This is a genomic window from Roseateles noduli, from assembly GCF_050626985.1.
Classification (GTDB): Bacteria; Pseudomonadota; Gammaproteobacteria; order Burkholderiales; family Burkholderiaceae_C; genus Roseateles; species Roseateles noduli_A.
In genome coordinates this window covers 1,331,701-1,353,233 of the sequence record NZ_CP192463.1, presented here as the reverse complement: position 1 = coordinate 1,353,233, position 21,533 = coordinate 1,331,701, and the positions used below count along the sequence as shown (strand labels likewise).

At 70.5% G+C, this 21,533-nt stretch carries 19 protein-coding genes; 8 read left to right on the top strand and 11 right to left on the bottom strand.

The genetic code is table 11. The features are described 5' to 3' along the window. Positions 1–106 precede the first annotated feature (106 nt). Positions 107–1,456 carry an MFS transporter gene (locus tag ACQ4L4_RS06035; protein ID WP_431103328.1) on the bottom strand — a complete coding sequence of 450 codons (1,350 nt, stop codon included), beginning with the start codon at positions 1,454–1,456 and terminating at the stop codon, positions 107–109. Positions 1,457–1,718: 262 nt separating this feature from the next. On the opposite strand from ACQ4L4_RS06035, the gene ACQ4L4_RS06030 reads away from it, so the two are divergent. Next, entirely contained in the window at positions 1,719–2,642 is a 924-nt protein-coding gene (locus ACQ4L4_RS06030) for a LysR family transcriptional regulator (RefSeq protein ID WP_431103327.1), read from the top strand. 351 nt (positions 2,643–2,993) lie between these two features. Beyond that, positions 2,994–4,076, top strand: coding sequence for an ABC transporter substrate-binding protein (locus ACQ4L4_RS06025; RefSeq protein ID WP_431103326.1), 1,083 nt, complete (start codon positions 2,994–2,996; stop codon positions 4,074–4,076). Between the two features lie 80 nt (positions 4,077–4,156). On the opposite strand, the gene ACQ4L4_RS06020 is transcribed toward ACQ4L4_RS06025, so the two are convergent. From ACQ4L4_RS06020 to ACQ4L4_RS06000, 5 genes are all read right to left on the bottom strand, one after another. Further along, on the bottom strand, positions 4,157–5,320 hold the full coding sequence (locus ACQ4L4_RS06020) for a DUF1624 domain-containing protein (RefSeq protein WP_431103325.1): 1,164 nt from the start codon (positions 5,318–5,320) through the stop codon (positions 4,157–4,159). A gap of 14 nt (positions 5,321–5,334) precedes the next feature. Then, positions 5,335–7,332: a TonB-dependent siderophore receptor gene (locus ACQ4L4_RS06015; protein WP_431103324.1), complete on the bottom strand. Its 1,998-nt coding sequence runs from the start codon at positions 7,330–7,332 to the stop codon at positions 5,335–5,337. A gap of 223 nt (positions 7,333–7,555) precedes the next feature. Continuing rightward, positions 7,556–8,011, bottom strand: coding sequence for a DUF2946 family protein (locus tag ACQ4L4_RS06010; protein WP_431103323.1), 456 nt, complete (start codon positions 8,009–8,011; stop codon positions 7,556–7,558). A gap of 237 nt (positions 8,012–8,248) precedes the next feature. Beyond that, positions 8,249–9,271, bottom strand: coding sequence for a GAF domain-containing protein (locus tag ACQ4L4_RS06005; protein WP_431103322.1), 1,023 nt, complete (start codon positions 9,269–9,271; stop codon positions 8,249–8,251). Between the two features lie 93 nt (positions 9,272–9,364). Then, positions 9,365–10,807: a hypothetical protein gene (locus tag ACQ4L4_RS06000; RefSeq protein ID WP_431103321.1), complete on the bottom strand. Its 1,443-nt coding sequence runs from the start codon at positions 10,805–10,807 to the stop codon at positions 9,365–9,367. Positions 10,808–11,049: 242 nt separating this feature from the next. Between ACQ4L4_RS06000 and ACQ4L4_RS05995 the strand changes: the two genes are divergently transcribed. The 5 genes from ACQ4L4_RS05995 to tolA all read left to right on the top strand — a co-directional run bounded on the left by ACQ4L4_RS05995 (position 11,050) and on the right by tolA (position 15,054). Further along, positions 11,050–12,252 carry a pyridoxal phosphate-dependent aminotransferase gene (locus ACQ4L4_RS05995; protein ID WP_431103320.1) on the top strand — a complete coding sequence of 401 codons (1,203 nt, stop codon included), beginning with the start codon at positions 11,050–11,052 and terminating at the stop codon, positions 12,250–12,252. Continuing rightward, positions 12,249–12,815: a tol-pal system-associated acyl-CoA thioesterase gene (gene ybgC / locus ACQ4L4_RS05990; protein ID WP_431103319.1), complete on the top strand. Its 567-nt coding sequence runs from the start codon at positions 12,249–12,251 to the stop codon at positions 12,813–12,815. Before ACQ4L4_RS05995 ends, ybgC begins: the two co-directional genes overlap by 4 nt. A gap of 149 nt (positions 12,816–12,964) precedes the next feature. After that, positions 12,965–13,657, top strand: coding sequence for a protein TolQ (tolQ, locus tag ACQ4L4_RS05985; protein ID WP_377155335.1), 693 nt, complete (start codon positions 12,965–12,967; stop codon positions 13,655–13,657). A gap of 16 nt (positions 13,658–13,673) precedes the next feature. Further along, complete coding sequence (gene tolR, locus ACQ4L4_RS05980) at positions 13,674–14,114, top strand: protein TolR (protein ID WP_377155336.1); 441 nt, start codon at positions 13,674–13,676, stop codon at positions 14,112–14,114. Positions 14,115–14,136: 22 nt separating this feature from the next. After that, on the top strand, positions 14,137–15,054 hold the full coding sequence (tolA, locus tag ACQ4L4_RS05975; protein WP_431103318.1) for a cell envelope integrity protein TolA: 918 nt from the start codon (positions 14,137–14,139) through the stop codon (positions 15,052–15,054). Here tolA and ACQ4L4_RS05970 read toward each other — a convergent pair. From ACQ4L4_RS05970 to pcp, 3 genes are all read right to left on the bottom strand, one after another. Further along, on the bottom strand, positions 15,032–16,918 hold the full coding sequence (locus ACQ4L4_RS05970; protein WP_431103317.1) for a multinuclear nonheme iron-dependent oxidase: 1,887 nt from the start codon (positions 16,916–16,918) through the stop codon (positions 15,032–15,034). The two genes, tolA and ACQ4L4_RS05970, sit on opposite strands and share 23 nt — an antisense overlap. Next, positions 16,915–17,115: a hypothetical protein gene (locus ACQ4L4_RS05965; protein ID WP_431103316.1), complete on the bottom strand. Its 201-nt coding sequence runs from the start codon at positions 17,113–17,115 to the stop codon at positions 16,915–16,917. The genes ACQ4L4_RS05970 and ACQ4L4_RS05965 overlap by 4 nt, the downstream gene beginning before the upstream one ends. 228 nt (positions 17,116–17,343) lie before the next feature. Further along, positions 17,344–17,982 carry a pyroglutamyl-peptidase I gene (pcp, locus tag ACQ4L4_RS05960; protein WP_431103315.1) on the bottom strand — a complete coding sequence of 213 codons (639 nt, stop codon included), beginning with the start codon at positions 17,980–17,982 and terminating at the stop codon, positions 17,344–17,346. 167 nt (positions 17,983–18,149) lie between these two features. On the opposite strand from pcp, the gene ACQ4L4_RS05955 reads away from it, so the two are divergent. Beyond that, positions 18,150–20,687: an ATPase, T2SS/T4P/T4SS family gene (locus ACQ4L4_RS05955; RefSeq protein WP_431103314.1), complete on the top strand. Its 2,538-nt coding sequence runs from the start codon at positions 18,150–18,152 to the stop codon at positions 20,685–20,687. 80 nt (positions 20,688–20,767) lie between these two features. Here ACQ4L4_RS05955 and ACQ4L4_RS05950 read toward each other — a convergent pair whose 3' ends face one another. Then, the gene (locus ACQ4L4_RS05950; RefSeq protein ID WP_431103313.1) at positions 20,768–21,022 is read right to left on the bottom strand and encodes a DUF1488 family protein; all 255 of its coding nucleotides are present in this window, start codon (positions 21,020–21,022) and stop codon (positions 20,768–20,770) included. A 196-nt stretch (positions 21,023–21,218) separates the two neighbouring features. After that, positions 21,219–21,512 carry an acyl-CoA-binding protein gene (locus ACQ4L4_RS05945; protein WP_431103312.1) on the bottom strand — a complete coding sequence of 98 codons (294 nt, stop codon included), beginning with the start codon at positions 21,510–21,512 and terminating at the stop codon, positions 21,219–21,221. Positions 21,513–21,533: the final 21 nt, after the last annotated feature.

Below are 21,533 nucleotides of genomic sequence, written 5' to 3'. Positions count from 1 at the left end.
TTGTTGAGCAGGCGATCAGTCTCCACCCGTGGAAAAACCTTCAATTTCACCCAGCCCTCGGTTTCATATCGAATCGGTCAAGGACACAGCACGTCGCCTCATTGCGTCATCGCGCCGTCTTTCCCCGCCACACGCTCACGAGGCCTGCGACCAGCGCGAATCCCGCAGCCATGCCGAGCCCCGCATGCGAGGCCCGTGAAGCCGGCAGCCACGTGAACAGCAGCCCCATCAACAGGCTGCCCAGCGTCTGACCGGTCAGCCGTGCCACGCCTTGCGCGCCGCCGGCCGCGCCGCTGCGCTCCTTCGGCGCGGACAGCAGCATGTTGCGGTTGTTGGGCGTCTGGAAGAAGCCGAATCCCAGTCCCGCCAGCGCGGTGAAGACGACCAGCAACGGCCGCGGGTCCGCCTGCGCCGGCCATGCGGCGCAGAGCGCGAGCCCCGCAGCGAGACCGCCGGCGCCGGCCGCGCAGAGCCAGGCCGTCGGCAGGCGGTCGGCCAGTCGACCGGACAAGGGCGCGGCCAGCATCACCGCCAGCGGCCACGGCGTCATCAGCAGTCCGGTCTCGAGCACGCTCAGGCCCAGCACGTGATGCATGTAGAACGGCAGCGCGACATAGCTCGCCATCTGCCCGGTGAAGCAGCACACCGACGCGATGATCGACATCCGGAACGACGGCGAGCGCAGCAGGTCGATCGGGATCAGCGGCGCCGCGCGCGGCAGCTCGCGGCGGACCAGCAGCGCGCCGCAGACGATCGCCGCGATCAGCAGCGCGCCGCCTTCCAGCGGCTTCGCCAGCACCTGGTCGCCGCCGAGCACGAAGGCCGCGAACATGCCCGCGTTGAGGGCGACGCTCACGACATCGATCGGCCGCCGGGTGCCCGGCGTGCTGGGCAATCCGCGCGCGGCGATCAGCACCAGCAGGCCGACCGGCAGGTTCACCGCGAACAGCCACGGCCAGCCGGCCACCGACAGGATGGCCGCGCCGATGGCGGGTCCGGCCGCCGACGCGCCCGCGACCGCCAGCGCGTTGTACGCGATGGCCTGTCCGAGCAGCCGCTTCGGATAGGTGAAACGCAGCAGCGCCAGGCCGAGCGGCATCACCGCCGCGCTGCCCAGGCCCTGCAGGCAGCGCCCCGCCACCAGCCAGCCCAGCGAAGGAGCCAGCGCGCACAGCGCCGAGGCCGCGGTGAAAAGCGAGACGCCCGCGACGAACACGCGCCGATAGCCGAGCCGCTCGCCCAGGGCCGATGCCGGCAGCAGGAACATCACCACCGCCAGCTGATAGGCCGTCGCGACCCAGATGGCATCGGCCGGCGAGCTGTCGAGGGTCTGCGCGATGTTGGGCAGCGCGACGTTGGCGATCGCGCCGTCCAGCACCACCAGCGCGATCGCGCCGAGCAGCGCGGCGACCGCGGCGTGACGTCGCGGCAACGGCACGCCGTCGGTGTCGGGCATGTCGGGCGGATGTCCGGCTGAGGCGGATGCAGCCGACACAGCAGATGGGGCAGATGCAGCGGATGCAGCGGACGCAGCGGACGCAGCGGATGTGGCGGATGAAGCGGATGTGGCGGACGGCGTGGCGGACATCGGGACGGCGACTCGGAAGGAGGTGCGTCCAGCATAGGAGCCGTCCGGCGACGCGACCAGCGCGCCGGGCGCAGGGAGTCCCTGCATGCGACGCCATCCGCACTGCTCGCGCGCGTGCTAGCGTGGCCGGATGGCCGACGACATCGATCTCAACCTGCTCACCGCGCTCGACGCGCTGCTCGCCGAAGGCAGCGTGGCGCGGGCCGCCGAGCGCCTGCGGCTCAGCGAATCCGCGATGAGCCGCACGCTGGCGCGACTGCGCGCGGCCACCGGAGATCCGCTGCTCGTGCGCGCGGGCCGCACCATGGTGCCGACACCGCACGCGCTGGCGCTGCGCGACCAGGTCCGCGAGCTGGCGCAGGGCGCGCGCGCCGTGCTGCAGCCGGCGGGCGCTGGCTGGGACCTGCGCCAGCTGCAACGGACCTTCACGCTGCGCGCGAACGACGGCTTCATCGAGGCCTTCGCGCCGGCGCTGGTCGCCCGCGCGGCGGAAGAAGCGCCGCGCGTGTGCCTGCGCTTCGCCCCCAAGCCCGACAAGGACGTGCGCCCGCTGCGCGAGGGACTGATCGATCTCGACATCGGCGTGCTCGGCGAATCCGGCCCCGAGGTGCGCATCCAGGCGCTCTATCGCGACCATTTCGTCGCCGCGGTGCGCGAGGGTCACGTGTTGCTGGAGGCGCGTGAACTCGACGCCGCGAGTTATGCGGCCTGCGCCCACGTGGTCACCTCACGGCGGGGCCGTCGCGCGGGCCCGGTGGACGAGGCGCTGGCCGCGCGCGGACTGGCGCGCCGCGTCGCCGTCGTCGTGCCGAGCTTCCGCGCGGCGCTGTCGATCGCGGCCGCGACGGACCTGGTGGCCCTGGTGCCGTCGACCTTCTTCCGGCCGGACTTCGTCCAGGGCGCACTCCGCGCCCTGCCCTTGCCGGTGCCGACCGAGCCGATCACCGTCTCCCAGATGTGGCACCCGCGGCTCGAGAAGGATCCAGGACACCAATGGCTGCGCGGCCTGGTGTTCGAGCTCTGCAGGTCGGCGGTGCCCCCTCGAACACCTTGATCGCCTCGATCCTGGCGAGCACGGCGAGCACGGCGAGCACGGCGAGCACGGCGAGCACGGCGAGCACGGCGAGCACGGCGAGCACGGCGAGCACGGCGAGGGTCGCGCCGGTCACTCCGCGCGCTACCGACGTCGAGGTAATTCATGCAACCGCCGGTGTCCGAACCGGGGAAGCCCTCGCAGCGTCGTCCCCACATCGCCGTACATTTCGCACCTCAAGACGGCGCTTCGCTCCGACGGTCGCCCGCGTGCACCGACGTGGCGTGCCGACGACGCTCGCGTCCGCCACGCGCCCGATCATGGCGCCCCAACTTCTTGCCAGGAATGCATGTGAGAAATCTCTGTGGGCTGATGCTCTCCCTCCTGTTCGCGACGACCTGCCACGCCGATGTGCTCATCGGCCAGACCTCCGGGTTCACCGGACCGGTCGCGGCCAGCGTCAAGGAAACGACCGACGGCGCCAAGCTCTACCTCGACGCCGTGAACAAGGCCGGCGGCGTCAACGGCGAGCGGATCAAGCTGATCTCGCTGGACGACAAGTTCGACCCGAAGCTGGCCGCGGAGAACGCCCGCACGCTGATCGTCGACAACAACGTACTGACGCTGTTCCTCACACGCGGCACGCCGCACAACCAGGCCATCATGCCGCTGCTCACCGAGCACCGCGTGCCCCTGATCGCCCCGTCCACCGGCGCCATGGCGCTGCACAAGCCCGTCCATCCGTGGCTCTTCAACGTCCGCGCCACCTACCAGCGCGAAGCGGAACGCGCGGTGCGCCATCTGAGCCTGATCGGCATCGACAAGATCGGCGTGGTCCAGGTCGACGACTCGTTCGGCGCGGACGCGGTGGTCGGCGTGATGACGGGCTTCGCCGCCGTCGGCAAGTCGGCCGCCTTCGTCGAGAAGTTCGACCGCGCCCACCCCGACTTCAAGGCGACCGTCGCCAAGACGCAGTCGACCTCGGCGCAAGCCGTCATCTTCCTGGGCTCGGGACAGGCCGTGGTCGACGGCGTGGCCGCGATCCGCGACAGCGGCTCGCGCGTCCAGATCGTGACCCTGTCCAACAACGCGTCGTCGGGCTTCGTCGCCTCGCTCGGCAAGAATGCGCGCGGCATCATCGTCGGGCAGGTCTTCCCGTATGAGCGCTCCCGCGCCGCCGCCATCGTGACCGAGGCGCAGGGGCTCGCCACCGCCCAGGGCCACGGCGACATCACGCCGGCCATGATCGAGGGCTTCGCCGGCGCCAAGGTGCTGGTGGAGGCCCTGCGCCGCGCCGGCCCGCACCCGACGCGCCAGAAGCTCCGCGACACGCTGGAAGGCCTGCAGAAGGTCAACATCGGCGGCCTGGAGATCAGCTACAGCCCGAGCGATCACTCGGGCCTGGACTTCGCGGATCTGTCCATCGTCGGCGAAGGCAACCGCTTCGTCCGCTGAGCCCGGAGGGTCGATGCGCCGGGCCCCACATAGGGCCTGCACGAGGCCCGGCACGGGGGGCCGCACGGGGCCCGGTGCGGTCACAGGTACTTGACCCAGGCCCGATGCGTGCGGCGCTTGTAGGCCGCGAACGCCTTCACCGGCGGATAGAGCAGCGGCACCAGGCCCAGCCAGATGAGCCAGATCAGCGGGAACTGTCCGGCATCGACGCCAAACCGCGTGCCCTGGTTGGGGCCGAAGACCGCGAGCAGCACGCGATAGCCGATCAGCAGCACGTAGAGGTGCAGCAGGTAATAGAACATCGGCGCGCCGCCGAAGACCGCGCATACGCGGATGAAGGCATGGCGCCCGTGCTCGAACGCGGCCAGCAGGCCCCCTCCGATCCCCAGCGTCAACAGCAGGAAGTCCAGCGACGGCGGGTACTTCGTGAAGTTCAGGAAGGACATCACCGTGTCCAGCGCCGTGGCGCCGGTGACCCAGGGCGCGTTCTCGCCGTAGAGATTGAAACCTCGCAGGACCGCGAGCGCGAACAGGCAGGCCGCCGCGAGGCCGCACAGCACGCGCCGCCGCTGCCGCACCGGCGTGGCGCGCGAGAACAGCGGCCCCATCGCGAAGCCCAGCAGGATCACCCCGACCCACGGCAGCGCCGGATAACTCACGCGCACCCTCACGAGCCCTTCCGGGATGAGCCAGTCGCGATGCAGCATCAGCGTCCACAACGCCCGCCAGGCCCCATCGGGCGGCACCGACAGGCCGGTCAGCGCGTTGTGTCCCCCGACGATCACGAGCCCGATGCCCACGAGCGCCCAGCGCGGCAGCCCCGACAGCAGCGCGAGCGCCAGCATGCTGAAGCCGATCGCCCAGATCACCTGGAGGTAGATCACGCCGAAGCTCGCGCTCCACGCGAAGTTCACCAGCGTCAGCTCCAGCCCGATCAGCAGCAGGCCGCGCTTGAGCAGGAAGCCGCGGACGTCGCGCGGCGGCGCGCCCTCGGGGTGGGCGTGGAGCCAGGCCGAGAGCCCGGTCAGGAACACGAACACCGGCGCGCAGAGATGCGCCGCGAGCCGTGAGAAGAAGAGCTCCGGCGGCGTGCCGGGCACCGTCATCGGATCCGTGACCTGCAGGTGCAGGTAGAAGGTCTCGCGGACGTGATCGAGCAGCATCACGATCATCACGAATCCGCGCAGCGCGTCGATCGACGCGATGCGGGAGGACGGCGGACGGGACAAGGCAGCGGCAGTCACGGGCACTCGCGGGTTCAGAAGACGTGGCGCGCGGACAGGACGAGCTTGCGCCCCGCGCCCGGCGCGACCCAGACCTGGCTGTAGGCGCTGGCGTAGTAGACGCGGTCGAGCAGGTTGTCGACATCGAGCGAGAACGTCCAGTGCCTGTCGGGCCGGTAGCTGGCGAGCAGCTTGAGCGTGCCGTAACCGGGCAGCTTGAAGTCGTCGGCGGCGGTGAGCGGCGCGACGGCGCCTTCACGCGCGGCGACGAGGTTCACGCCGAAGCCCGCCGTCGCCCGCCCGGCGCCGAGCGCAAACCCCTGGACCAGCAGCAGCGTCGCGCTGTGCCGGGGCACGTTGGCGAGTGGCCGTCCGACGAGAAACGCGTTGTTGTCGCGGGTCACCTGCGCATGCGTGAACGCATAGGCGAAGGACAGGCGCAGGTCCCGGGCCATTTCGCCGCCGACGTCGAGTTCCACGCCCTCGCTGCGCACCTCGCCGGCAGCGACGGAGAAGTTGTTGGGATCGGTCGGGTCCGGCGTCAGGACGTTGTTCTTCGCGATGCGGTAGACGGCCAGCGTGGCGGACAGCCGGCCGTCGGCGGCGTCGTACTTGGCGCCGGTCTCGACGGAACGGCCCTGCTCCGCCGGGAACGACGTGTAGGCGCGGCTCACGCCGCTGTTGGGCCGGAAGCTGCGCGAGGCCGTCGCGTACAGCGCGAGCGTGCCGCTCGGCTGATAGACCAGGCCCGCGCGCGGCGACGTCGCGCCGAGCGACTGGTCCGTCGTGACGCCGTTGCGGCGATTGAGCAGCGACTGGTCGTAGCGGTCGTGGCGCAGACCGACCAGCAGCTTCCAGCGTTCGCCGAGGTCCATCTGGTCCTGCGCATAGACGGAGCGGGACTTCTGCGTCTCGCGGGTCCAGGTGTTGAGCGCCATCGCGGGCGGCGCCGCGCCGTAGACCGGCTCGAACAGGTCGATCGGGGTCGAGGTGGCGACGCGGTACTGCTCCCGGCGGTCGACGAAGCGGTAGGCGTCGACGCCGAACAGCAGGTGGTGCGCGAGGCCGCCCGCGCGCACGGTGCCGAGCAGCTCGAAGCGGCCCGACAGGTCGGTGCCGTCGAACGCCCGCGTGCGACGCTGGCGGACCAGCGTGCGCTTGTCCGCCTGCACGAAGCGCGCCTCGGTGGCCGTGCCCGCCAGCGCGCTGTCGCGGTAGCTCAGGCCGGTCTGCAGCGACCAGTCGTCATTCAGCTGATGCTGGACGAAGAGCTGATGGCCGACGCTGCGCGTGGCCGTCGGGCCGTCGCCGGGCTCGCCGTAGAACGCGTGGCGCGGCACGCGCCCGAGCTGGCCGTCGATGGCGACGACGCCGCGGTCGAAGGTGGCCTTCTGCTTCGAGAACTCGAGCTCGTAGGAGACGGTCGTGTCGGCGTCCGGCATCCAGAGGAAGGACGGCGAGACCATCGCGCGGCGTGACTCGACGTGATCGCGATCGCTGCCGACGCGCTCCTGCGCGGCAGTCAGGCGGTACGCGAGCCGCTCGCCCAGCGGGCCCGTCGATTCAGCGGTCGCTCGATGGCTGCCGTGGCTGCCGACGGAGAAGCCGAGCGCGTGTTCCGGCACGAACAGCGGCTTCCGGGTCGTGATGTTGACCGTGCCGCCGGGCTCGCCGCGACCGTAGAGCGCGGAGGCCGGGCCTTTCAGGACCTCGACCGAGGCGGCGTTCGCCGTGTCGCGCACGCCGTTGTAGCCGCGGCTCGAACTGAAGCCGTTGACCAGGTAGTCGGAGCCGAAGTTCGGATCGCCGGTGAAGCCGCGCATCGCATAGCTGTCCCACAGCCCGCCGAGGTTGCTCTGCCGGGAGATGCCGCTCGCGAGGTCGAGCGCCTGGTCCAGCCGCGTGACGCCGGCATCGGCCAGCAGGGTCTCGGACAGCACGCGCACGCTCTGCGCGAGGTCGCGCACGGGGGTGTCGGTCTTCATCGCGCCGGTGACGACCAGGGTTCGATAGGGTTGACGGGTGCCGTTCACGGCAACGGCATCGAGGGTGGCGTCGGCGCCGCCCTCCGATGCTGCTGCGCAGAGCGAAGGAACGACGAGGCATGCGACGAACGAGCGTGCGACACCGGCACGCGAAACGGAGAGGATGGACATGACAGGCAAGGAGTGACCCCGGGGAGCGCGCGACGACGTGTCGACGGCTCCCCGGCGAAGTGAACCGGAGGGGTGACTGCGCGCCAGGCGCAGGGGCGGTTCAGGCGGACGGCGGTCCGCGAGGCTTCGCGACGGTCCAGTCGAGCGCGGGCAGCGGCCCGCGCGGCAGCGCCACGGGGGGCGCGCTGGCTTCGGCGTGGGTCAGCAGCGCATCCGGCGCCCGGCCGGGCGCCGCGGCTTGCGCGTGGAACAGGCACCAGGCGCAGGCGTCGGACTTCAGGCCGCCATCGTCGTCCACGTTGTCGATGTCGATGTCGTCGACGTCGTCCTGCAGGTCGCCTTGCCCCTGCGAGGCACCGATCGCGACGACGTCGGCATCGGCATCGACGTCGGCATCGACGTCGGCCACAACGGCGGCCACGAGGGCCGCCCCCCGCTCGGACTCGCCGAACGGATGCGCGATGTGCCACGCGTCATGCATCGGACGGCCCAGCAGACTGCACACCAGCACGAGCAGGAGCAGCCAGGGGGAACCGAATCGGCGGGACGACGGCATCGGGAGGGAGACGGCGCGGAAGATGAGCGGTGGAGCGGACGCGGCATTCTGCCGCAAGCCTCGCCCGTCATCCGCCCGTCATCGGCCAATCCTCTGTCGATCTTCTGCGGATCAACCGCCGATCACCGACCACCGATCACCGGCACGGCACGGCACGGCACGGCACGGCACGGCACGGCACGGCACGGCACCGCTCCGCTCCGCACTGGACAACGGTCAACGTTCAACGTTCAACATTCAATGGTTATCGGGGTTCATCGGCTGCAACTCGAGGCTCGTGATCAGACAGCAGCTCTCGCCCAGGTGCTCGATGGGTTCGGCGCAAAGGATGACCGGGGTCACTTCGCCGTTCGCGCCCTGCAATCGCAGCCGCAGGTCGCGGACCCGCCCGTTCGTCGCCAGGACGCGGTAGAACAGATCCCTGTCCTCCGGCAGGACGCCATAGGCGTGTGACGCCGTCGAGGTCCCGAGGATCTCCGCCTCGGACTTCCCATACCGCTGGCACAGCGCCTGGTTGGCCTCGACGATGCGCCGGTCCTTCAACGCCACGATGGCCATCGGGATCGGGGCGGCCTGGAACAGGCGCCGGAACCGTTCCCGGCCGGCCTCGATTTCGCGGAAGTTCAGTTCCCGGGCGCGTCGAGCGTCGACGATGTCCATCGCGAAGGAAAGATCCGCGCCCAGCTCCTCCAGCATGGTCATCAGTTCGGCGTCGAAGAAGTCCGCCTCCCGGGCGCACAGCATCAGGACGCACTCGACCTCCCCCGCGCGACGCACGGGGATCCACGCGATGGCCCGGATGCCCTGGGCGACCGCCTCCGCCCGCCATCGCCCCGCCTGCGCATCGAGGACGTAGTTGTTGCTGACGGCACTCACGCCGTCACGGAGCACCCGGGCGGTGTAGCTGCGCTGGATCTCCGCGTCCCGCAGGTCCAGCGGGTCCGGCACGTTCGCCAGCACCTGCGCCGCCGGCCCGGCAGACGCGGCCCGGCGGGCCAGGTCGCCGTCCCTCTGATAGACAGCGGCCAGGATGGCGTAGCCCGCGTCGACGCAGATCTGGCAGGCCTCCCGCAGGAGCTCGCGCTCGTCGTCGATGCGCTGCACCATGCGGTTGGCGCGCAGGACGCTGGTGAGCACGCGCACCACGCGCTCGTCACGGGTGCGGGCGCGGGCGTGCACCGAGCGCTCATGATGCAGCCGCCACACCAAGGCGGCGACACACACGGTCAACAGCAGGATGAGCAGGATCGAGCCGTTCATTCGACGGGTCCGTCAAGGGCACGCCGCCATTGTCGTCGGCGACGGCGCGCCTCCCCCGGAACCCGTGGAGCTGAAAGACTGGACGCTCAGCGCTCAGCGCTCGCGTTCCTTCTCCTTCTCGATCTCGCGCTGCTTCTCGATCTCCCGCTGCTTGTCCTTCTCCTTGTCCTTCGCGCGCGCCCGGTCGTGATCGCGCGCCCGGGCGTCCTCACGACGATCATCGGCATGCGGGGCCTGGCGTGGGGGTGGCGTGCTCGCCGCGGGACGCGCGGCCTCAGCCCCCGGTGCGCGCTGTCGCGCGGCCTCCGTCTCCAATGCGCGCTGCCGCGCGGCTTCGCGTTCGCGCGCTGCGTCATGGGCACGAGCGTCTTCGCGCTCGCGCTGGACCTCCTGCTCCCGCACGCCGTCGCGCGGACGCGCCTGCTCAAGCGCCCGGTCACGCTCAGGGGGCGCATTGACCGGCTCCGGCATCGCGCGCGACGGCTGCGGCGATGGAGGAGGATTGTTGAATGACGGCGTCGGCGCCGCATGGTTCACCGGCTGCTGCTGCTGATTCAGTTGCTGCTGATGCAACTGCTGTTGCTGCTGCGCTTGCGCTCCCGGTTGCGCTCCCGGTTGCGGCTGCGGCTGCGGCTGCGGTTGTTGATGCTGCGCTTGCTGAGGCTGCTGCTGCGGCACCGGCGCCGGCGCGTGCACGACCGCCGGCAGTGCCGCCGCCAGATGCGCGGCGGCGGGCACCTCGCCCTGGAAGGGCTTGCCGCTCGCCGTCGAGCTGGCCGGCGCCACGATGGTCACGTTGGTGATGTTCGTCTCGTTGCGAACGTTGTTCACATTCGTCGTGTTGTTGACCACCGTGTTGTTGATGACCGTGTGGTTGATCTGCGTGTTGTGCTGGATGCGCATGCCGACGTTGGTGATCGGCGGCGCGCTGACCACGACCGCGGGCGGCGTGCCGAGCGGCGCCGGAACGATCAGGCCCGGACGCGATCCCGGCGGCGGCGGCACGAAGACGCCCATCGGCCCCATCGGCCGGGCACCCCCGCCGATCGCGATCTGGACCGAGAGGTGCAGTCCCGGCGGCGGCGGGACGAAGCCCACGCCATGCGCCGCCCAGTAGCCGGAGACGAACACGACCGCGCCGTCGCGATGCTCGTAATAGGGATGCACCCAGACATAGTCCGGCCGCGGCGGCGAAGACCACCGCCCCGTGCACCAGACCCAGCGGCCTTGCCAGCCCCAGTAGCCGCCGGTCCACACGGCGCCCGGATAGGGCTGCGGCGGCGGGACCTCGACCAGCATCGGTGGCGGCGCGACGTCGACGAAGACGGGCTCGGGCTGCACCAGCGGAGGCTCCACATAGACGCTCACGACCGGTGCGGGCGGCGGCGGTGGCGGCAGGGGCGCCCAGGTGGACGGCGCGCGGTAGGACGCATCGGCATGGACGGTCGTGTGCGTGGGCGCGACGCAACCGGCGAGGAGCACCGCGAGGACAGCCGCGGCAGGCGTGGCAAGACGGAACGAGTGGTGCATGGGCATGAAGGCGGTTGACTGCGATGCCCTTGCCAACGGGGCCCCGAGGCCCGTCGTTGACATGTTTTCCGCCTCATCGGTATCCGCTTGTCAGGCACTTCAAGCTGGCGTCAAGGCCGCTTCAACAGGCCATCACGGCGGCCTCCGCGTCGTCTCAGGATCGCGCCAAGACCGCATCAATCCCCCATCGATCGCGCGTCTGCGATCCCGACGCGGACCTCGCCGCGTCTCACCCTATGATGGCGCGCATGAGACTTTCGAATCGTGTCGGGAACATCGACCCGTTCTATGTCATGGAGTGCGCCAAGCGGGCCGACGAGATCGCCCGCTCGGCGATCTGCGATCCGGCCCGGGGCGGCCGGCGCATGATCTACCTGAACATCGGCGAGCCTGACTTCGGCGCCAGCCCCGGCGTCCGCGAGGCCGCCGCGCGCTTCACCGCCGAGGGCCGCATCCCCTACACGCAGGCCAACGGCCTGCGCGCGCTGCGTCAGCGCATCGCCGACTGGTACGGCCAGACGCAACAGCTGACCCTCGACCCCGATCGCATCGTCATCACCGCGGGCGCGTCCGCCGCGTTGCAGCTCGCCTGCCTCGCGCTGTTCCAGGCTGGCGACGAGGTCCTGATGCCGGACCCCAGCTATCCATGCAACCGGCACTTCGTCGCCGCCGTCGACGCGACGCCGGTGCTGATCCCGTCGACCGCCGGGGAACGCTTCCAGCTCAGCCTCGAGCGGCTGCGCGCGCACTGGAACGACCGCAGCCGCGGCGTGCTGCTCGCCTCGCCGAGCAACCCGACGGGCACCTCGATCGCGCCGGACGAGCTCGCCCGCATCCACGCCTTCGTGCGCGAGCGCGGCGGCGTCACCATCGTCGACGAGATCTACCAGCCGCTCGGCTACGACGACCGTTATGCGCGCAGCGCGCTGACGCTCGGCGACGACGTGGTGTCGATCAACAGCTTCTCCAAGTACTTCGGCATGACCGGCTGGCGGCTCGGCTGGCTGGTGCTGCCGACGGCGATGGTCGGCGCGGTCGAGAAGCTCGCGCAGAACCTCTACATCTGTCCGTCGACGATCGCCCAGCACGCCGCGCTGGCCTGCTTCGAACCCGACTCGATCACCGAGTACGAACGCCGCCGCGAAGAACTGCGCCGCCGTCGCGACGTCGTCGTGCCCGCGCTCGAGGCGATGGGCCTGCCCGTGCCGGTCGTGCCCGACGGCGCGTTCTACGCCTGGGCCGATGCCTCGGGCACCGGCCTCGGCAGCTGGGACCTGTGCATGGACCTGATGGAACACGCCCAGGTCGCGCTGACGCCCGGCCGCGACTTCGGACCGGCCTTCGGCGAACGCTTCCTGCGCCTGTCCTTCGCCAGCAGCATGGACGACCTCCGCGAGGCGCTCGACCGCGTCCGCGCCCGCCTCGACCAACTGAAAGCCCGCGCCGCATGACCGCGCCCGACCCTTCCTCCGACTTCTCCTCCGACGGCCAATCCGGCGCCGGCGCCGACCCGGGCGCCGCCACCGTCCCGGCGCTGCTCGGCGGTCCGCTGACCGTCGCCGGCCCGTCGCCCGCCCTGCCCGTCCACCAGCACGAACTGCGCGTCTACTGGGAAGACACGGACGCCGGCGGCGTCGTCTTCTACGCCAACTACCTGAAGTTCATGGAACGCGCCCGCACCGAATGGCTGCGCGGCCTGGGCTTCGAGCAGGAGACGATGCGCCACGACGAGGGCCTGATGTTCGTCGTCAGCGACACCGCGCTGCGCTACCTCGCGCCGGCGCGGCTGGACGACTGGCTGCGCGTCAGCGTCGTGCCGGCCGAGGTCGGCCGCGCCAGCCTGGTCATCGACCAGCAGGTCTGGCGCGGCGAGCAGCTGCTGACGCAGGGGCGCATCCGCATCGGTTGCGTCGATGCGATCAGCCTGAAACCGGCGCGCATCCCGGCACGCATCCTGCAAGCGCTGCAGCCGACGCCGGGCGCCGCGGGGTCGGTCTCGCCCGCCCATCGCTGACGCCGCTCACGCCGCTGACACGCTTCTTTGCATGTGGCTGGTCCGCCGTTTGCCGAGGACCCCGCCAGTCTTGTCACAATTCGTCCTCGATCCCGTCCTCGATCCGCCGCCGATCCGTCCCTGATCCCCGACCACCGCCCGTCGACCTCATGAACCAAGACCTCTCCATCGTTTCCCTGATCGCCCATGCCAGCCTCACGGTGCAGCTGGTGATCGCCGCGCTGCTGCTGGTCTCGCTGGCCAGCTGGAGCGTGATCTTCAGCAAGCTCATCTCGCTGGGCCGCATCCGCTCGCGCAACGAAGGCTTCGAGCAGGAGTTCTGGTCGGGCAAGAACCTCAACGACCTCTACAACAACGTCTCCAACCGCCAGGACGGCGCACCGCTGGAACGCATCTTCGCCTCCGGCATGCGCGAGTTCCTGAAGCTGCGCGAGAAACGCGTGGTCGACTCCGGCCAGCTGCTGGACGGCGCCCGCCGCGCGATGCGCGCCAGCTTCCAGCGCGAACTCGACGCGATGGAATCGCACCTGTCCTTCCTGGCCTCGGTGGGCTCGGTGTCGCCGTACGTGGGCCTGTTCGGGACCATCTGGGGGATCATGCACGCCTTCGTCGGCCTGTCCAACCTGACGCAGGTGACGCTGGCCACCGTCGCGCCCGGCATCGCCGAGGCCCTGGTGGCGACGGCGATCGGCCTGTTCGCCGCGATCCCGGCGGTGCTGGCCTACAACCGCTTCGCGCGCCAGATCGACCGCAACGCGATCACGCTGGAGACCTTCATCGAGGAGTTCTCCAACATCCTGCAACGCAACGCCGGCCAGCCCGCGCCGGCCGCGCAGCGCTGATCCGGAGACCCGGCCCATGCCCGCGATGTCCTCCCGCGGCGGTTCGCGCCGCCGCACGATGAACGAGATCAACATGGTCCCGTTCATCGACGTCATGCTGGTGCTGCTGATCATCTTCATGGTCAGCGCGCCCCTCATCACCACCGGCGTCGTCGACCTGCCCAGCGTCGGCTCCAGCCGCACGCAGCCGCAGCACGTGATCCAGGTGATCGTCGGTACCGACGAGCAGCTCAAGATCAAGCTCGACGGCGACCAGGATCCGTCGCCGGTGCCGCTCAAGGCGCTGGCCGCGCGCGTCAAGGACGCGCAGAAGGGCGACGCGGCCACGCCGGTCGTGATCTCCGCCGACCGCAACGTCAAGTACGAGGCCGTCGTCAAGACCATGGACGTGCTGCAGCGCGCGGGCATCCAGCGCGTGGGTCTGTCCGTGAAGAACGGCGCCGCGGCCGACCGCTGAGACCGGGAAACGATCGCACGCGATGAGCACCCTGGTCTCCCGATTCCACCCGGACCGCGATCCCCTGCGTCCGCCGCCCGCGCCCGGACTGGGCCGCGGCTTCAGCTTCGCGATCGTCGCGCACATCCTGCTGGTGGCGGCCCTGAGCTTCGGCGTGAGCTGGCGTTCGGCGCCGGTGCCGGCGATGGACGCGGAGCTGTGGTCCGCCGTCCCGCAGGCCGCCGCGCCCAAGGAGCAGCTGCCGACCGAGCAGCAGCCCGAACCGCCGAAACCCCAGCCCGAGCCTCCGAAACCGCAACAACCGACCCCGCAGGAGGTCCAGGCCCAGCGCGACGCGGACATCGCGATCGCCAAGGCCAAGGAACGCAAGCTCAAGGAAGAGCAGGAGCAGCGCGAGGCCGAGGACAAGCGCAAGCAGGAACAGCGCAAGAAGGACGAAGCGGACCAGAAGGAACGCGACCGCAAGGCCAAGGAAGAACAGGCGAAGAAGGACGAGGCCAAGAAGGACGAGACCAAGGCCGCCGACAAGGCCAAGGCCGAGAAGGCCCGCAAGGACGCCGAGGCGAAGGCCGAGGCGCAGCGCCAGGAGAACCTGCGCCGCATCCAGGGCATGGCCGGCGGGACGGGGGCACCGACCTCGACCGGCACGGCGGCGAGAAGTTCGGGCCCGTCGGCGAACTACGCGGGCCGCATCAAGGCCCGCGTGCGTCCGAACATCATCTACAACGATCCGGGCGGCGCTTCCAACCCCGAGGCGGAGGTCGAAGTGCGTGCCGGTCCGGACGGCACGATCGTCGCGCGCAAGATCGTCCAGTCGAGCGGGCTGCCGGACTTCGACAGCGCCGTGCTGCGCGCGCTCGACAAGACGGAGAAGCTGCCCACCGACACCGACGGCACCGTGCCGCGGGTGATGATCATCACCTTCCGCCCCAGGGAGTGACGGCCATCTCGACGGTCTCGACGCGGGCCAGCCAGCCGCGCGTGACCGCCGTCGAGAGCCAGGCGCTGAAGTCGAAGGCCGCGCCCACCTCGTGCAGGGCGCGCTCCAGATCCAGACCGGCACGCAGCGATTCGAACCAGCGCGTGGTCACGCCGTCCAGCGCGATCGACTGAGCGCCCCAGCCGTCCCGCCACACCATCAGCGCGTGGCGCGGTCCGCTGCCGAAGGACTCGCTGGCGAGCTCGAGCAGGGCCCGCGGGCCGGGCGCGTCGCAGCCATGCAGCGCGACATGGTCCGCGAGCACCAGCCGCACCGCGCCGGCCGGCAGGCGTCCCAGCAGCGCGAGCGAGTCCAGGTCCGCCTGCGGATCCGCGATGCGCGCCACGCGGTGCAGCTCCCATTCGATCCGGGCCTGCGCCGTCCACAGCGGCGGCAGGCCTTCGGCCTCGGCACCGGCCAGCAGGCCGACGAGCACCTCGCCCCACTCGCCCAGATCGCCGTCGGCGGGCGGGTGACGGCGCCAGCAGGCCCAGGCCAGCGAGGCGAAGCTCCCGGGCTCATCGGCCTCCACGCGCTCGCGCAGGCGCGGATAGACCGCCGCCAGCGCGCGCTCCGCCTGGGCGCTGAGATGCGCCTGGTACGCCCGCAGCGCCCTGGGCAACCCGCCGGTGATGCCCGCCAGGGCACGCAGCCCGGCAGGCGCCAGATCGGCGATGTCGGTGCCCGGCCCGGCCAGAAGCGCGGTCACCAGGCCGGCCTGCTGGTCCGCGAGGTCCGGCAGGTGCGGCTGGTTCGACACGTCCGGCAAGTTCGGCAACTCCGCATCCGGCAGGCACCGTCGGTCCCGAGCGGGCGGCTGGGACACCGCCGTCGATGGCATCGGCGCCGTGTCACGCTCCGCAGCAATGCGCGACGTCGGCCGCGACGTCGGCGGCGACGTCGGCCGTACGCGCTCGTGACGCGAGGACGGCCGCGGCGGCGGCGGCGCGATCAGTTCCCGGTCCAGCGCGGCCTGCTCCCGGCGGGCCCGGGCCACTTCCCCGCACAGGGCCGTGAGCGGCGGCAGCGCGTTGTCCCATTCGATCAGGGTCGGCCGGGCGCCGATGTGCGTCAGCGCATGGCTGTACAGCGACCACACCGCCTCCCCGACCGCGCTGCCGTGGTCGGCGAAGACCAGGCCGTCCACCCGCGAATGGCCCGAGACGTGGTACTGGCCGACGGCGGCCGGCTCCACGCCGTCGAGCCAGCCCAGGCCCGCCCGCAGCGCGGCCTCGTCGTCCAGGCCGCGATTGAGCGCATGGACGAACACGCTGTTCAGGTCGAGCAGCAGCCCGCATCCGGTGCGCTCGGCCAGCGCGTTGAGGAAGTCGGGTTCGCTGATCACGTCCTCGTCCCAGCCCACATGGGCGCCGAGGTTCTCGATCAGGATCTGGCGACCCAGCCCCTGCTGCACCGCGTCCACCTGCGACACCAGCCGCGCCAGGCCGCGCGGGCTGAGGGGCACCGGCAGCGGCTGGTGCGCATGCACGATCCCGTGGCGATGCCGCACGCGGGTGAAGCCGGCGTGTTCCGACACCACCGCGGGCTTGACCGCCTCGATCAGCGCGCGCACGCGTTGGAGGTGCCGGTAGTCGACGCCGACCGCCGAACCCAGGCCCAGTCCCACCCCATGCAGGCTGACCGGGCACCGGCGCGCGGCGTCCAGCAGGAGCTGACGTCCGGCACCGCCGGGCGCGAGGAAGTTCTCGGTGTGCACCTCCAGGAAATCGAGATCGAGCGCGCTGTGCGCCATCACCTCCCGGTAATGGGGCTGGCGCCAGCCGATGCCGACCGCGACCGGCCACAGGGTGGAGCCGCGCTTCACCGGGCGCCCTTGGCGACGTACGCCCACTCGCCGGGCGTGTGCTCGTCGGCCGAGGGGCCCGCGCACACGTGCTGGCCCGCCTGGGCCAGATCCAGGCACTGGTCCCTGGCCCGGCCGTCGGCGGCGCGGGCGCCCCCCGGAGGACCCGCGGACAGCGCGGCCGTCAGCGCAGCGAGGACGATCTGGCGAATGGACATGGAGGACTCCGATGAGCGGGTCGGTGCCCGCGAAGGTGACAGACGACTGGCGCGGCCCTCGACCGGATCAACCGGATCGACCGGATCGACCGCCCCGCCCCGCCTGCCCCCTCAGTTGGGCCATCGTGTCCCCTCGCTCTGCGCCTGGAGGGCGTTCATTGACATCGGTCAAGCGCGTGAACGCCGCACCGAGAACCCCCAGCCGATCGCTGCGCCGCGCCCTGGCGCTCAGTCGAGCTGCCCGCCCCCGGCCCGGATCTCCTCGGCGGTGACGGCCAGTTCCATCGCCAGCCGGGTCGCCGCGACCAGCGTCGGCAACGGCAGGCTGGGCGCGCCGGGATGACGCGCGGCCTGCTCCGGCAGGTAGGGGATGTGCATGAACCCGCTGCGCACGCCCTGCCCGTCCAGCCGGTGCTGCAGACCGTAGAACAGGTGATTGCAGACGAAGGTGCCCGCCGTCTGCGACACGGACGCCGGGAACCCCGCCGCCCGCAGTCCGGCGACGATCGCCTTGATCGGCAGCGTCGAGAAATACGCCGCCGGGCCGTCGGCCACGACGAGTTCGTCGACCGGTTGCGCGCCGGCGTTGTCCGGGATCCGCGCGTCGTCCACGTTGATCGCGACCCGCTCCAGCGACAGGTCGCAGCGCCCGCCCGCCTGGCCGATCGCCAGCACCATCGCGGGCCGCACGCGCTGCAGGGCCTCGTCCAGCCGGTGCAGGGCCTCTCCGAACACGCAGGGCAGCTGCACGGCCACGACACGGGCGCCGGCGATGACCTCGCCGTTGAGCGATCGCGCCAGTTCCCAGGACGGGTTGACGTCCTCGCCGCCGAACGGGTCGAAGCCCGTGACCAGAAGGTTCTTCATGACAACGAGTCTAGACGCGAGACCTGGCCCCCGCCCGTGCGCGGATGGTTCGCCTGATGCCGCAGTCAGGCATGCCACCTGCTTATCTGGGTAGTGACCACTCTTCAAACGGGTTAATCTCCCGCTTCAAGAATGTCCAGATACAAATTCCCCGCGGAGACCGACCGATGACCGACCCGTCCGTGCCGCTTCAATGGCCCACAGCCCAGCCAGGCAGCGCGCCGGCCGAAGCGGCACCGCAGTTCGAGTGGCCCACCCCGCCCTTCGCCGCCTATCCGCGCCCGCGCCCGCAGCGCGAGCCGCAGGCCTGCGAGATCCTCGGCCTGAACGGCAGTCGCACGGTCGGCAAGGTGATCCTGATGGTGCCGTCGGAGCGGCTGGCGCAAGTCGTCGTGCCGCCGGCGCGCAACGCGATGCCGCTGAAGTTCTCGCAGTTCAAGGCGCTCAAGCTGCTGCACGCGATCGAGGTCCCGCCGCGCGACCCGTCCGCGATGGACGATGCGACCTCGCTGGACCAGCGCCCGCGCAGCGAATTCAAGCTGGTCTACCAGGGCGGCGAGGAACAGAAGGGCACGACCATCGGCCACCACGAGACCGAGCTCGGCGTATTCCTCTTCCCGCCGGTCAGCGAGACCAGCGACTGGGTGCGCTGCATGTTCGTGCCGCGCGAGGTCCTGGTCAGCTTCGAGGTCGGCGAGCGCATCGGCGACCTGCTGGTGCGCCAGCTGGTGGTGACGCAGGAACAGGTCGACGCCGCCGCCGACGAGCAGCGTGAAATGCGCGACCGCCGCGTCGGCGACATCCTGGTGGCGCAGCACATCGTCAGCGCCGAGCAGTTGATGCAGGCGATCGAGCAGCAGGCCAAGATGCCGATGGTGCGCATCGGCGAGGCGCTGCTGGCGCTGGACCTGATCACGCAGGCGCAGCTGGACGAGGCGCTCGCGCAGCAGAAGCAGGACCGCTCGGTCCCGCTGGGCGAGCTGCTGGTGCGCAAGGGCATCGTGACGCGCGCGCAGCTGCAATCGGCGCTGGCGCGCAAGATGGGTTATCCGCTGGTCGACGCGGACAACTTCGCGATCGAGCCGGACTCGGTGCGCAAGCTCCCCTTCTCCGTCGCCAAGCGGCTGGAGGTGCTGCCGCTGGTGCTGCGCGACGGGCGCCTGATCGTGGCGATGGAAGATCCCACGCGGCGCGACTGCATCGACGAGGTCGAGTTCATCACCCAGCTCAAGGTCGTCCCGGCGCTGGCGCGCCTGGGCTCGCTGACCTTCGCGATCCCCGGCGCCTATGAGCGCTTCGGCAACCAGCCGGTCTCCGCCATCGGCGGCGCCCTGCCCGCGCTGACGATGGACTTCGAGCTCGACAGCTCCGACAAGCTGATCGAGACGCTCGAGCGCGAAGGCCAGGAGCAGTCCGCCCGCGAGACGGCGCGCGAGGAGGAGAAGGACCGGCAGATCGAGCAGAGCGACAACTCGCTGGTGCGGCTGATCAACACGATGATCATCGACGCGCACAACCAGAACGTGTCGGACATCCACATCGAGACCTATCCCGGCAAGGAGAAGGTCAAGATCCGCTTCCGCAAGGACGGCGTGCTGCAGCCCCACCTGGAGCTGCCGCACACCTATCGCAGCGCGCTGATCGCGCGGATCAAGATCATGTGCGACCTCGACATCTCCGAGCGCCGCAAGCCGCAGGACGGCAAGATCAACTTCGCCAAGTTCTCCGAACGCCACAAGATCGAGCTGCGGGTCGCGACCATCCCGACCAACAACAGCCTCGAGGACGTGGTGATGCGGATCCTGGCGTCGGCCAAGCCGATCCCGATGGAGAAGCTGGGGTTCTCGGAGCGCAACCTGCGCGAGCTGAAGGCGGCCTCGGAGCGGCCGTACGGCATGGTGCTGTGCGTCGGCCCGACGGGGTCGGGCAAGACGACGACGCTGCACTCGGTGCTGGCCAACATCAACACGCCGGAACGCAAGATCTGGACGGCCGAGGACCCGGTCGAAATCACGCAGGCGGGCCTGCGGCAGGTGCAGGTCAATCCGAAGATCGACTGGACCTTCGCCAAGGCGCTGCGCGCCTTCCTGCGCGCGGACCCGGACGTGATCATGGTGGGCGAGATCCGCGACGAGGAAACCGCGGAGATCGCGGTCGAGGCCTCGCTGACGGGTCACCTGGTGCTCTCCACGCTGCACACCAACAGCGCGCCGGAGACGGTCACGCGGCTGCTGGACATGGGCATGGATCCGTTCAACTTCGCCGACTCGCTGCTGGCGGTGCTGGCGCAACGGCTGGTGCGGCGCATCTGCCCGTCCTGCCGCAAGTCCGAACCGATGTCGGACACGACGCTCAACGAGCTGCTCGACGACTACCTGCATGTGTTCTCGACCGAGAACCGGCCGGACCGCGAGAAGGTCCTCGCCGAATGGAAGGGCCAGTACGGCCAGCCCAACCTGCTTCAGTACCACTCGCCCGGCTGCGGCAAGTGCGACCACACCGGCTTCAAGGGCCGCGCGGGCCTGCATGAGCTGCTGACCGTCACCCGGCCCATCCGCCGCCTCATCCAGACCGGCGGGCGCGCGGAAGAGCTCATGCATCTGGCCATGTCCGAAGGCATGACGACGCTGAGACAGGACGGGATCGCGAAAGTCCTGCAAGGGGTCACGACGCTCGGCGAGGTCCGGTCGACCAGCAACCAGTAGTCCCCGCCGTCGCGAGCTGCTGTCGCGAAGTGCTGTCGGGAGGTGGCATCGCGAGTGGCCGACGAGTGGTCCGCGAGCGGCTATTCGGCCTTCAGGTCGTGATCGCGCAGCATGATGGGCTCGCGAGAGCCGCCGGCGACGCGGCGTCGGACGATTCCTCCGAGTTCGTCGGCGTGGGCCTCATAGGTCTGCAGCGGATCGTCGTTCGTGCCGTTGGGGCTGTAGCGATAGTGCAGCGTCTCGCGCCGGACGGAGGCGCCGATGAATTGCTCGCCAACGAGCACCCAGAAGCGGATGGATCCGGAACTCAGGTCGTAGAACGCGGCTGGCTTCACTCTGTCTCCTGACGCTGACGCATCACCATGGGAGATCAGGTTGCGGGCATCCGCCCGCGCCGTCTGTGCACCGGCACACACAGGCCGCCCCATTCGGCCCATTCGGCTCATTCAGCCTTTTCAGCCTTTTCGGCCTTTTCGGCGCTTTCGGCGCTTTCGGCGCTTTCGACCCTATTGGCGCTTTTGGCCTCAGGCCTCATGCCGCGACGGCCTGGGCATCGGCGGCCTTGAGCTGCTGCACCAGCGCGACGTACTCGCTCATGGCCTGCTCGCGCGGCCGACCTTGGAGGCTCGCCCAGGCGTCGTACTTCGCCCGTCCTACCACGTCCAGGACGCCCGGCCGCTCGCCCGAGGCGTCGCCGAGGCTGCCCTGCTTGTACAGCGCATACAGCCGCAGCAGACTGGCCTCATCGGGCGCCCTGGAGAGCGTCCGGGACAGCGCGGCCGCGGCCTCGAAGGCCGCTTCGGCCGGGCTGGGGCCATCGGGCACGGGCTCGCCGCCGAAGTGCTC